The sequence below is a fragment of the Haloprofundus halobius genome (assembly GCF_020097835.1).
In the GTDB taxonomy this organism is placed as follows: Archaea; Halobacteriota; Halobacteria; order Halobacteriales; family Haloferacaceae; genus Haloprofundus; species Haloprofundus halobius.
The window spans coordinates 3,034,407-3,047,514 of the sequence record NZ_CP083666.1; the positions used below are offsets into that span (position 1 = coordinate 3,034,407).

7 protein-coding genes and 1 tRNA gene are annotated in these 13,108 nt (G+C 52.8%); 5 read left to right on the forward strand and 3 right to left on the reverse strand.

The annotated features are described in order from the left end of the window. Nucleotides 1–27: 27 nt before the first annotated feature. Complete coding sequence (locus LAQ74_RS15910) at nucleotides 28–2,256, reverse strand: homing endonuclease associated repeat-containing protein (protein ID WP_224333540.1); 2,229 nt, start codon at nucleotides 2,254–2,256, stop codon at nucleotides 28–30. 572 nt (nucleotides 2,257–2,828) lie between these two features. Here LAQ74_RS15910 and yaaA point away from each other — a divergent pair. The 5 genes from yaaA to LAQ74_RS15935 all read left to right on the forward strand — a co-directional run bounded on the left by yaaA (nucleotide 2,829) and on the right by LAQ74_RS15935 (nucleotide 11,997). Then, nucleotides 2,829–3,290 (forward strand): peroxide stress protein YaaA, encoded by a 462-nt coding sequence (gene yaaA, locus LAQ74_RS15915; protein ID WP_224337302.1) that lies wholly within the window; start codon nucleotides 2,829–2,831, stop codon nucleotides 3,288–3,290. Beyond that, on the forward strand, nucleotides 3,291–4,535 hold the full coding sequence (locus tag LAQ74_RS15920) for a tRNA-guanine transglycosylase (protein WP_224333541.1): 1,245 nt from the start codon (nucleotides 3,291–3,293) through the stop codon (nucleotides 4,533–4,535). 1 nt (nucleotide 4,536) lies between these two features. After that, entirely contained in the window at nucleotides 4,537–6,114 is a 1,578-nt protein-coding gene (locus tag LAQ74_RS15925; protein WP_224333542.1) for an ATP-binding protein, read from the forward strand. 202 nt (nucleotides 6,115–6,316) lie between these two features. Beyond that, entirely contained in the window at nucleotides 6,317–8,851 is a 2,535-nt protein-coding gene (locus tag LAQ74_RS15930) for a DEAD/DEAH box helicase (RefSeq protein WP_224333543.1), read from the forward strand. Nucleotides 8,852–8,928: 77 nt separating this feature from the next. Next, on the forward strand, nucleotides 8,929–11,997 hold the full coding sequence (locus tag LAQ74_RS15935) for a homing endonuclease associated repeat-containing protein (protein WP_224333544.1): 3,069 nt from the start codon (nucleotides 8,929–8,931) through the stop codon (nucleotides 11,995–11,997). Between the two features lie 291 nt (nucleotides 11,998–12,288). On the opposite strand, the gene LAQ74_RS15940 is transcribed toward LAQ74_RS15935, so the two are convergent. Both LAQ74_RS15940 and LAQ74_RS15945 read right to left on the reverse strand, forming a co-directional pair. Beyond that, nucleotides 12,289–12,361 (reverse strand) — tRNA-Arg (locus tag LAQ74_RS15940). Nucleotides 12,362–12,475: 114 nt separating this feature from the next. Further along, nucleotides 12,476–13,066: a 2Fe-2S iron-sulfur cluster-binding protein gene (locus tag LAQ74_RS15945; RefSeq protein ID WP_224333545.1), complete on the reverse strand. Its 591-nt coding sequence runs from the start codon at nucleotides 13,064–13,066 to the stop codon at nucleotides 12,476–12,478. Nucleotides 13,067–13,108: the final 42 nt, after the last annotated feature.

The window sequence follows — 13,108 nt, forward strand, 5'->3', positions numbered from 1 at the left end:
GCTTTGCGTTATCGGTCGGTCCGTCAACTATACACCTCCAACGTCTGCTTTCATTCTGAAAGCTAGACCTTCTGAAATTGCATCTACTCGAACGAGTTCATCGAGTGTCGCTTGTTTTAGGTCTGCGACTGATTCAAAGCCAGCAGCAATGAGAGATTCGGCTTCTCCCTCTTCGATACCACCGACGGTACAGAGTTCTGAGACCGCTTGTGTGGACCCATCTCCAGATGAGCCCGACATGTCATGTGAGTCATCGTCTCGGGGTGTCACATCACCCTCATCGACCCACTCCCATCCGTCTACTGATGGACGCTCGGGGAACTTAGCGAGGGCTTTCTTGACGCGTGTGAGTTCGTGTTCTGTCTCAACGAACACTGGAAGTGGCTCAGCGGTATCGGGTATCACAGGTACGCGAAGCGACCGTCCCGCATCGACTTTGTCGAGGCTTTCGAGGAGATCTCCAATAACTGGGTCAACTACCGCTGTTTCGATTACCTGAAACTCGGTCACGGAGCCACCGTCGCCATACGTAGCTCGATACTCCTTCATGCTAACCTCTGATCGATCCGACTGTTGGGGCCCATACCCGTCTTTCCATCCCTCCAACCCTGACGAAAGGAACTGTGACAGAAGATCTCGCCACTGACACATCGGTGAATCTGGATTTTCTGGATCGACGTGTTCTACGAGCCCATCCACTGCCCGGCTGAGTTGCCAAAATTCCTCATATCGTTCAGCGAGTTCGGATGGCGAGATTGAATGTGAACTAGGGTCCTCTGGAGATTCAGTGTCGCCAGCTTGTAGAAGGGCATCGACCTCTGACTGTGTCGAAACTCCCGCTGCTGTCTTCAGTTCTGGCCAGGAGTCACAGTATCGGTAAACGTCTTGAGGATTGTATCTTCCGTACGTGGTCTGTTGCCCAAGTGTTGGAGGCTGTTCGACTTTCTTAGCGACTTCGCGGACGTCCTTGATTAGGTCTGGCTCTGGATCGAGGTCAGTAGCCACGATTGCCTCGTACCAGCTACCAAATTCGTCTGTGACCTCGTGTTGCTCGAATTTGCCGTGCTCCTCCATGTGAGAACCGTTCGGAACCCTACCGACTGAATCAGCCAGCCCTTCGAGGGAAGTGATCATCTCGTCGCGTCTCTCGGTCGGATCTCCCTCTTGTGGTTCTGGTACTTCGATCGCTTCCTTCGCTTCGTCCCAAGAATCGAAGTGGTTGTAGACATCTCCCGACGAGTAGGTCCCGTGTTTGTCCATCTCTGTCGTCGTCGGTAAACGGCCCAAAGACTTCGCGACAGCTTCTAAATCGTCGAGTACATCCGATCGATAGTCCAGGCTCGTCTCTTCGACCGCAGCCAGCCAACTTCCGAATCGATCGGCATAGAGCTGGGAGTTGTAGAGGCCATGTTGGTCCATCTGACGTGCAGTCGGAACACGCCCACGTTCCTCGGCCAACTTCTCGATTGCATTACAGAGGTCTTCGTTCGTCGCGGGATCGACCCGAGATGCCTCTAAAGCTCTCGTCCAAGTTCCGAAAGCTCGTTTTAGCCGGCTGAGTGTGTACTCTCCGTGAACGCCGTATTCGGCGGAAGTGGGCCGTTTTCCTAATTTCTCGCTAACCGATCGGAGATCATCAAGGAAAACCGCATAATGTCCAATATCCGTCGCTTTGATGACACCCGACCACGAACCGAAGTGATCGTAATAGGTGTTGAGATTGTACCTTCCTTCGAGTCTCATATCCTCGTGAGATGGGATACGGTTGAGCTGGTTGGCAAGTTGCTCCACGTGAGACAGAAGCTCGTCTCGAGATGGCTCGTGGGCTTCGTGTTTGCGTAGTAGGTTTCGAAGATGATGCGAAAACTGATCAAAAGATTCGTCGCTCAGCCCCTTCGTCTGACCCACAGCAGGTAGATCTCGAATATCATCCAGGAAATCTCGAACTTGAACGGTGTCACTTTCTGAGAGCGGACCAGCTGAATTACTGGATCGACCCGTCAATTCTACGAGTACCCGTTCGTCGGCAGCGATGAGTTCGGCGTACTCTTCTAGCCTTTTGATATCCTCTTTCAGTGAATCGATGCGCTGACGTGAGGTTCCATCACTACCAGGCGCGCTCGATCTGAGTGAGTTGAGCGCAGCACAGAGTGAACTATGTGCATTGAGGACTGAGCGATACACTTCGTTCGGGTCTTCGTGGGCTTTAGAGATTGACTCAAGCGATTGATTCGCATCGTGGATGTACTCGTTCACACCCTCGTCATGGCTACGTGTTCGGGACACCGTGTCACATCTCTCCTTGGGGTAGATTGTACGTCAGATCAGATAAACGTACACTCTGCCGTACGTGTTTTGAGGACACGGTGACGGTTTTCATCCGCGGTACATACTCGCAGTGGTGGACAGTCACTTCTACGGGTGATTTGAATTCGTGAACGAAGGTTACACTACCGTCCCTACTCCTCTCGTGGTCTGCGTACTCCCCAGAAATCACGGAAATGAAAACATCACTTAGACGCTCACCGTCCTCCGAGATCACGTCAATGGTCAACTTCTTTTGTTGACTCTTGGTCATCTGTCACAACCAAACCGGTCCTTGCACTTATCACTTTACTTTAGCTTTTAGCTGACACCAGTGTTCTCTACCGAGTTCCCGGTTAGCGCAGTTTCTGCGGATGTGCCGAACTAACTATTCACTTTCCACGTAGTCAAGAACCCCCGCACCAGGCAATTTCTGAGAATTTCGAGTGGGGCTGGCCTTTCAAGCTAGTGAAGACGAATCTTTGGTAGTAAAGAATAAGGCCTCGGCGAAGAGAGACCAGTTAATGTCTTTACTATTGGTCCAATCTTGCTCAAATTCGAAGGTAGAGGCCCCAGGAAGACACCCTGCATTGGAATTGTACTCCGGATACTTCTATAAAATAATCAAAAAATCGATAAGAGAGGACGAGTGGCGGTCTGACATGGAGTTGCGAATCCTCTCGGCTGAACACGGCCTTCTTAGACCAGATGATCAGATTAGTTACTACGACCGACGAATGGATACAAAACGCGCCGAAGAACTGCGACCAGAAGTCGTCGCCGAACTCAGGAGGCTTATTACTGATGAAGAATACGACCGCATTATCGTCAATATGGGGCGCGAATACAGGGCAGCAATAGAGGACTTCGACCGCGGGCTCGACGTCACCACAGAGTTCGTCGAAGGGGATGGGATCGGATACAAGGGGCAGGTCCTCAAGCGAGTCATCCGTGGTGACGACACGGCTCTCAAGGTGTCTGCCTGAATGTCGTTTGACGTCCCAGAAACCAAAGTAGCTAACTTCGATGTCAAATCCACAATTGGAGATGCTCGATCGGGTACGCTTCGAATAAAGGATACCGAACTCGAGACGCCTAATCTCCTGCCTGTGCTGAATTTCTACGCCGGAGGGTTGGCACGGAGTCTCTACGGTGGCGGAATCCATCGAACGATGAAGGAGTTCATGACTGGTGACGACGTAATCGGTGGGGGTGATTACAGCGAGTACTTCGATGGCGTCATGACCTCTGTCGGCTCACTCACCGATTACAACATTTCTCGAGAACGGTACGAGGACTACATCGCAGAGCCGGTCAAAGAACGTGAGGTCTTCGAGGAGTTCAATGGGACCTTGTTTTTAGATTCTGGAGGATTCAAATTCCTCGGTGGATACGAACTCGACGGCAGCAATTTCGAAGTCGAGATTGATCAAGCGAAAATCTTCGAGATTCAACAGCGGATGGGTGGCGATATCATCGTCAACTTAGACCGCCCAATCGCACCGGACGACGACTACGAAACCAGGGTCGAGAAGGCCCGACGGACCGCAGAGAACGTCGTTGAATTTCTCAATCTCTCAGAAGGGACGATGAGTGCGCGCTTCTTGACGCTCCATGGGTACAACTACTCCATGCTGGACACCTTTCTCGGGGAAATCGACGATATAGTCGGTGCTTCGCGAGTACACGACGAGTTCGATGGTGTGGCGTTGGGTAGCCTCGTTCCGCTCAAGGATAACAAGGGTCGCCTCATAGACGCGATTCAGGACTGCCGGTCCATACTGAAGGACTGGGGGTTCGACGACTTGCCGCTTCACGTACTGGGAATTTCGTCGAGTGCGATCCCCCTCTTAGCAGCGGTTGGCGCGGACTCTTTCGACTCCTCGTCGTACCTTCACTCTGCAATCAACGGAAAGTACAATACCTCTTTGACAGGGTCGAAATCGATTGACGAAGTCGATTTTAGCAAGTGCAACTGTCCAGTCTGCTCTAACGAGGTACTGGTGAGTCGAATGAAGGGTAATGCCGAATACCGAAAAGACGAACTCGGACCAGTAGCGATGCATAATCTCATCGTCCAAAAACGCGAGGTGGCCTATATCAGGGACTGCATCCGCTCACCGGGAACAGACGACCTCATCGAATATCTCGAATCGACACTCGGACAGAACAAATCAATGCGGCTGTTTGCACACCGCGTTGTAAACGAATCGCTCGGCGGGTACTTCTAACATGCAAGAAACGACTCCAGAGAAACAGACGAGGAAACGACCGAAAGTCAACGAGGTAAACGAGTTTTTGGAGATTGCGAGCGACTTCGAGGACCCGCTCGAAGTTATTCGTGAAGCGCTTTCGAACAGTTACGACGCTGGGGCGACGGAGGTAGAAATCAGTATTAAGAGCCGTGCTCAGGAGTCAGAAATCATCATCGAGGATAACGGTCGAGGTATGTCTGAGTCGGATCTCGAATCGTTCTTCGACCTCGGTAATTCAACGAAGAGTGATCCTGAGCACGACTCAATTGGATACAAGGGGCACGGAACAAAGATTCTCTACAAGAGTAACCAAATCATCGTTGACACGGCCCAAGAGGGGAAAAACCTCCACGCTGTGATGGACAAGCCGTGGGACACACTCAACAATCGAGAGCTCCCTGAGTACGAGGTTACTGAGTCAACGACGCGTCCGGGTAATGATGGAACGCGCATCAAGGTAACCGGCTTTAAATCTGGTCGCGGCTTCGCGCCTGAGTCACTCACATACAACAAAATCGAACACTACCTCAAGTGGAAGACGTTAGCTGGGTCGACGAAGTATCACTTCCATCCAGAGCAGTTCCGTGATCTCGAAATCACCGTAAGGCTTGACGACGGGATCGACGACTCGCGAGAGAGGTTAGTCACGAACAACAAGCTGGAGTTCCCGGAGGAACAGCTTGATCCCGGTGAGGAGCCGTTCCCGGAAGCTCGGATGTGTAAGCATTACGGGCCGAAAACCCTCCAGATAGAGGCGGATAACGGTGAGACGACTGAATTGGAGGTCGTCGGAATGGTTGGGGGTAAGGATGCTAGAGATGAGCTTCCGACGTACGGTCGACACTCCGCGCAATTCGGGATCTGGCTCGCTAAAGATCACATCAAGGTTGAACGGCTCAACGAGGCAATATCGCACGATAACGAGTTTATTCACTTCCTCTTCATCGCGAACTCCCAAGACATAGAACTCTCGGCGAACCGAGAGAAGATTCGTAACAAGTCGAGCGCCATCTACCAAGCGATCGAAACGGAACTCAACTACTTCCTGTCGAAGGTTGCCGCCGATCCGTGGTTTAAAGGGTATCTCGAACAGCGACGGGTTGCGGAGTTGAATCGGAAGGCATCGACCCAACAAAAGTCCGTGGAAGAACGGAAAAAAGCGGTGACTGAACGTGGACGTTTCGAGGCAACGAATCAATCTGAAGTCATCCTCGGTCTAGAACGGTCAAACAGAGAGGGAGCGAAGCCGACAATCACCGTCGAAGACTTCGACTTGGGTGCGGACGTGAACGCACTCGTCGAACAGAACGGTCGTCTCTACGGGAGTTCAGTGCATCTGAAGCTCACTGATCACTTTGAAGAAGACAAACCGCTCGAGAGTGTAGGAAAGATCCTCTGCTGGGAGATCGGCGATCGAGACAAGCTCCGCGAGATCGAACGTCGCGGGTATCAGAATGGACACGTAGAATTTGACCTCGAGAGCAACCGAATTACGTACGGTACCAAGTCTCGGCACACCATTCACATCGTCGAAGTTCCCTCACGATTCGACTAATTTCGGCGGGGACTAACACCGCGGCTATCCTCTAGGTGAGTTTTCCTGGTCAAACTACTCTAATTATCCCACCAACTGGTATATAATCGATACATTGTTATACAATGATATGAATATCATACGCGAATGAGTAGGTGTGGCACGCTTCATACCTTATCTGTAGCACGGGTCCTTCCAAAGGGATTGACGAGGGAGGGATCGAATGAATATCGATAAGCTTGCGGACTCCATTGCTGATCAGAAAACTCCGCGCGAGATATTCCAAAAGGAGTGGCTCGGAGGGATGCCCGAAGCACAGTGGCCCTCGTACATTGATGAGTCAGCGACGTTGGTGATGGAAGGCATAACGATTGGCGACACAAATCTCACGAAGGGAGATTTTTCAAGTGAGACGGGTGATCTATATCGACGAGGACTGGCACGGACAACCGGAAGACAACGTTCGGAGACGAGCCTCCCTGTTGGAAGCGTATCTGGTCGTGACCTCGGAATCGTCATGTGGGCGCTCAATGGATTAAAAGAGGATATTGAGTCCTCACGACATACGAACTACACTTCGACGAGCCGAGCGGTGGAGGCTGTACTGAACAAGGCGATGATTGGGGCAGTCGCCGACCAGAAGTTCGACTATACAGACTTCGAGCGGATTCGTCTTCCGGAAGGAGCAGCCGTAACCGACCTCATGGCTGAACTCTTCTGTCGTCCGCGGAGCGATGCGTTTGTAGATGCGTTAGTAGAAATCTCAGAAGAGAGTCGACGGTCGGGAGAAAGCCTCCTACAGCTACTTGAACAACCGAAGATGGTGACCCCACTCTGGGAGCACCAACGAGAGGCACTCGCCGAATGGCTTGACTCCGGCTGTCGAGGATACGTCGACATGGCGACTGCAACTGGGAAGACGTTCCTCGGCCTTGCAACCATCGCACATCACTTCGGGGACTTACATCCGAATGATACCGATCTCACGCGAAAGAATCTCCGTCCAGACACAGACGGTGATGCAACCGTGGTCGTCGTCGCACACCGGTCGGTCATCCTCGACCAGTGGAAGCGAGAGTTCGACCGGCATCTCAATATCCCGAAAGAGGCGTCAGCTAGCGACGGAGAATACACGGCTCGCTATTCGTGGGGAGAGGTGCATTTCTGGACGCCAAATCGGTTGTTAGAAAGAGACGTCCCCGATGCTGACCTCGTCGTCCTCGACGAGACGCACCACTACGTCGGAGGAAGCGGCTTTGGTGCTCTCTTGGACCAGATGAGTGGTCATTTACTGGCGCTCTCGGGATCGCTCAACGAGAAGAACAGTAACACACTTGAGCGACGTCAGATACCGAAACTGTTCGAGTTCTCCCTCCGAGACGGCCAGCGTGTCGGGATTATCCCCCAGTGTGATTGGCACGTCAGAATTGTCCCGTTCGAAGGCCAATCGACGCTCGCCGAGGTGACAGAGCAGTATCGTACCGGTTATGACCAGTACTCCGACGGATCAGCAGCGTCAGTTCTCGAAGACGTAGCTGATGCCCAGTTGTCTTTCAATTCGCTCTCTGAGGCACGGTCTGTTACGCAATCTCGATACGGTCGAGAAGTGAAGGAGCGCGACGACAACTTCCGGAAGTTCTCTGCTGCAACCAAGTCTCGGGGGTTGACAAAGTACAATCTCTCGCCGACGCTCTCTGCGATCACGACCATCACGCTAAACCACGTTCACGACCACAAATGCGTAGTCCTCCTCAACTCCGGAGATGAGATTGAAACCGTCGTCTCGGGACTGCGCAGAGAACTGGGCGAAAACTTCGACGACCTCGTGATCGACCTCGATAGTTACGATGGTGACCCGCTTGAGGCAATCGAGTCGTTCGACGAGAAGCGGGAGGTGGGTGTGATTATCGGAACCGCCTCCACACTCGGAGAGGGTGTCGACATCAAAACCGCAGACGTCGGGATCAACCGTTCAAGCGGTCGCCTTAGCCACTCGCTCGTCCAACGAATTGGTCGAATCCTTAGGAACCCTGATGGCGACAAACGAGCGACCTTTTACCACGTTGTCGGGATTCCTACAGAGGAGGACGCAGTACTCCTCAAAGAGGACGGACAGGAATTGCTCGACATGGCGAGTCAGCTCGTCACTTGGGGAGAATCGTTCGACGCCCGACCTGGGTTCGAGACGATGGGGGTTGGTGTCGACGAGTCACTCTACCAACTCGAACAGCACGGAGCGCACGGGATTCTTGAATCGGATTCCTACTCCTGGCCGACGAACGAAAACGCTCGAGAACGACTTCTCGGCATCTGTGAAGAGATCCGCGGAAGTGAGGAGTCAGTTCTCCTCAAAATGGACCCTCAGCTCACGTCTGGCACACGACCATCGAACAGGACGAACTACGTTTCGAGTCACAGTGATTCGAAGATTGAGCTTCCAATGACTCTCTTGAAGGCCGTTTCAGAGCACGTTGAGGGGAACGCCTCTATCGGTCACGATAGTCGATTCATTGAACAGGCCATTCGAGAAGGACTCGAAGAAATTGAGATTACGAAAATAGGCGACAGTGAATCTGATTCGAACACAGACTTCTTGAGCGCCGTCGAGATCAACCCAGTACTCTGTTCAGTGCTGCGAGTCGCGCTCGCGTCAACCGGAGTATCGTCCAGCGAGTTCGCTCAGATGGCGGTCAAGAAAGCCCTCTCCAAACATGTCACTAACAATAAGGGCGCATTCGACGCGAGCACGTTACAATGAATTTACGAATCGAAGCCGAAGTTAGTCGGCTTACGCAGTGGAACCGCCGGTCGCGATTACTGAAAGCCGGTGTGTTAATGGTGATTGTAGCGATTGTCGGCGCTCTACTCTGGGATTTTGAACAGGCCACGGCTCTCGCACTCACCAGTTTTATTTCGTATATTCTGCTCGGACTTCTCATCTCGTTTGGATGGGTAACGTATCGACGGAAACAGGCGGTAGCATCGGTTGAGACTGCGGCAAAGGAACACTTGGCACAAGAACGAGAGCGTATCGACGACGACCTCAATAAGGGTGCAGTAGAGAGTGCAACGGTCCGCGTTGAATCGCTCGAACAGACGTACCAATTTCTCGTAGACGATGTAGAATCAGAGAGGCTCCGAACGGAAGTTGAGTCTTACCTTACAGCTATCGATGAATTACGGACACGGGTTGAGAAGGGGACTGCTGAGTGGGAAACGCTATCTAGCTCAATCGAACTTGTCAAGGAAAAACTGGACGCGGCTGAAAATGAGTACGAGGCTGAAAACTTCGATTCAGCACTAGAGATATATCGCACACTCGAACCCGCAATAGAGGATCTCTCGTCAGCAACTCTCACAGTTACATCGTCCTCTGGAGACGCCTTACCGCCCGTCGAAACGGTATCCTCGAAATATTGGCGTGGCTATTTCCAAACAACGCTGACAGTCGGCTACATTCAAATGCAGGAAGGGGACGAACTCCTGTCCCAGTCGGCTCAAAACGCGTGTAAGACGTACCAAGAGGCCACGAAAAATGTCGAGCAGGCCGTAGATCTCGCAGAGTCGGAAGACATCACCTACAACGATATTGACTTCCTTGGCTCGCCGATACCTCAGCCAACACTAACTGACATAGATGGTATTGGGGAACAGCGAGCAGACTCACTACGTGACCACGGCATCGAGTCGCCAGTAGACATCGTCGAAGCCAATTCTCTCTCTCATATCCCTCGGATTGGAGAGAAAACAGAGCGACGCCTCCGCCGTTCTGCTGAGTCTCTAGTCGAGAATTTCCTGGAAGTTCAACACGGGAAGGCACACACGAAGTATTCGAAGCTAAACGACTGGGTCTGCCTTCACGATGAGAGTGTTGGTCTACTGGAAAAGGCTGAGGACGCAGTTGTCAAAGCGCGCACAAACCTTCTAGACGGAAAAGACGAGGAGACGGGATCTGAGTTACAAAAGGCAGATCAGATTACTGATGAAGTAGAGAGTAAACTACGCTCGCTCGTAGAGAACGAGTTTCAAGTGGAACTTTCCACACAAGTCGACGAACTCCACAACCAGTTGACACGTGTAAATCAGTCTATACGACTTCTCTCTTCGATTACTGCCTGTAACGAGCAGATCGGAATTAGCGAATCAGCGATTCAAGATGGAAATTTCACCTCTGCACTCGACCACGTGAATCGTGGTAAGAAACACCTCGATGCGGCAAATCAAATCACCACGCAGTTGAGCGAACACGAATGGACTCAACCAGTCGAGCGCCGTAGAGAAAAGCTCGACAGACTGGACAATCAGATACACGCTGAACTTGAGACACAGAAAATCGAAAAACGACTCGATGAAGCAGAGCGTGATATCGAGCACGCAATCAATGGCCTCGGTGAGGATACGACCGCGGTCGACATTGAAGCTTCAGTTGATCATCTCGAGTCGGCAGTAAGTACCATCAAAACGGTTCAACCCATCGTCGAGAGTGTCGGCGGAGCAGCACAAGAACGGTTGGAGTGCTTGGCGAACCAAGCCGAGGAGACCGAAGAGTTAGTTGAGCGGTATCGAAACTCACTAGAATTCGATTCGTTGATTGAATCGGTCGAAGAGCAGATCAAAGCTGGCGTCGAAGCGAGTAAAGAGGGCTCGTATCAAAGTTCGAGTGGACACTTTGGGCACGCGAAACAAGAGCTAAATGCGGCGACTGAACTCGTCGGAAAAGTCGACCGAAGCGATGCTGGTAAACAGGTCAGACAGTTATCTCGCCGTTTGGAAAGCGAGCGCTCCGACGCGCTCCGACGGAAGCATTTCAGTATTTGTTGGAGCTTGATGGAACGCGCAGAGAAAGCAGTCGCTCGAGCCATTGACCACCTCGAAACCAACGCGTACGATGACGCAGCGAAGGGGTTCACTGAGGCGATAGAACATCTATCTGACGCCGAACAGTGGGCTCAGAGATCCGACTTAGCAGAACAATGGGAGATCAAGCAACGCCTAGACACACTCTGTGAGTACAGGTCGAATGCCGAGTCGTCTCTCGAAACGTATCTAAAGCGCCGCTCGTCGGAGGCTGCCCAGCATCTCGACAGAGCAAATCAACTCATCTCGAAGAGCCACCAGCAACTCGATATTGAGGACGCGAGTGCAGCGAACGAGAGCTGGATGACCGCTCGCGACTCGCTGGATACGGCCAAGGAAATAATCGGTAATTCGCAGCTGCAAAATGCCGCGAATCTCGAGGAAAGACACCGTGAGACGGAAAGACGTCTCACAGAGTTGCGAAACGCTATCGAACGGTCTGGGTACGACATTTCCGGAGCAAGCCGTACTAGGCTCGTTGATGAACTCCAAGAACTGGCGGTGACCATCGGAGAATCCCCGCGAGAAGAGTTCGTCGACGCCTGTGGGAGGTACCCCTCAGACGAGTACGTAGAGATGTTCGGCTCGTGGGAGGATGCACTTCGTGCAGCTAACTTGGAACCGGTCGACTGGGCCTCCAGAAATCGACGCAAATACACTCGTGTCGATATCCTTGAGTCGGTCGCCGAACTGACGAGGACATTCGGTCGATACCCGACCAAGGCCGAGATGAACGACCAAGGTTCAATGTCCGTTTCAACGGTAGAGACTCGGTTTGGGACGTGGGAGAGCGCCCTCGATCTGGCTGAGCGCATTGAGCTTAGTTCGGAGTTGTCGAGAGATGACGCAGTTGCCGAACTCACCGGGATTAGTGGCGTGACAGCGACTGAAGCGTCGATACTCTACGATGCCGGGTTGACCTCGGTTATAGATGTACAGAAAGCGACGATGGAGAATCTCCTCGCTATTGATGGAATCTCAAAACAAATCGCGTTGCGGATGAAAGCCGACGTTGGTGAGCTAACTACGGAGTCCCAAGTGCGTTAGCTTCCACATAGGAAAGCGCTCTAAAATTCGGGCAAATGCATATTTTCAATGCTTTGTATATCGATGTCTCTGGACTATCCCTGATTCATCCTTCTCCACGGAGATCTCTACTGAAGTGGCGATTCTCCTCACCGCTAGAATTAAGTCAGACTACGTACCATTTGATTCCAGCGAACCGCAAGACGGCAGTGCCGCCGCCATACTACATAACGAACTCCAGAGGGTGGAGGGAGGTGTTCTTTATAAGCACCTCTCCGCCGTCTGTTGATCCGGAAGCGCTATGAATTAGAACGGACCCGACGGGATTTGAACCCGCGACATCTTGGTCCGGAACCAAGCACTCTGTCCACTGAGCTACGGGCCCTCACCCAAACGTACAGGACAACTGGCTATAACGGTTGTGACCTGTCTCTCGGCATTGGCAATCGTTTGACAGCTATCGACAGAAGAGAGAAGAAATCCGAAACTCGTCGACCGATTACGGCGCGGTTCCGGTCTCGATGGAGAAGTCCGCACGCGGGTAGGCGACGCAGGTGAGCGTGTAGCCGTCGTCGAGTTCGCCGTCGTCGAGCATCTGCTGGTTGTCGTGGACGACGTAGTCCTCGGAGTTGCCGCCGGAGGTAATCTGCCCCGCACAGGAGACACACTGCCCCTGTCGGCAGGCGTACGGAAGGTCCCAGCCCTCCTCTTCGCCGGATTCGAGGACGGTCTGATTGTTCGGAATCTCGATGGTCGCACCCTCCTTGACGAACTCGACCTCGAAGTATTCGACTTCGTCCTCGGGGATGTCGGCGGGACTCGAACTCTCCTCTTGGGCTTCACCCTCTTCGAGTTCGCCCTCCTCGCCCGCTGCCGCGCCACCGACGGCGACGGCACCGCCGCCGCCGATAGAGCGGTTCATCGGTTCGGGAAAGTCCGTCTCGGGGACCGTCGACGCGCGCTGTTCGAGCACCTCTTGGGAGATGTCGGCGGTGGCCGCCCACCCCGTTCCCTTGGAGAAGTGCATCGCGACGGCGAGCGCCGTCAGCGCCGCGCCCAGTCCTAGCGCCACTGGGTCGATGAGAGCCATATCGGCGGCTACGGAGTGCTGGTTTACAACAGTTGTGATTCC

Excerpts from the sequence above, each read along its gene's own strand:
- yaaA (WP_224337302.1), top strand. The coding sequence starts at position 2,829 with ATGTCTTTACTATTGGTCCAATCTTGCTCAAATTCGAAGGTAGAGGCC.
- LAQ74_RS15920 (WP_224333541.1), top strand. The coding sequence starts at position 3,291 with ATGTCGTTTGACGTCCCAGAAACCAAAGTAGCTAACTTCGATGTCAAA.
- LAQ74_RS15925 (WP_224333542.1), top strand. The coding sequence starts at position 4,537 with ATGCAAGAAACGACTCCAGAGAAACAGACGAGGAAACGACCGAAAGTC.
- LAQ74_RS15930 (WP_224333543.1), top strand. The coding sequence starts at position 6,317 with ATGAATATCGATAAGCTTGCGGACTCCATTGCTGATCAGAAAACTCCG.
- LAQ74_RS15935 (WP_224333544.1), top strand. The coding sequence starts at position 8,929 with ATGGTGATTGTAGCGATTGTCGGCGCTCTACTCTGGGATTTTGAACAG.
- LAQ74_RS15945 (WP_224333545.1), bottom strand. The coding sequence starts at position 13,066 with ATGGCTCTCATCGACCCAGTGGCGCTAGGACTGGGCGCGGCGCTGACG.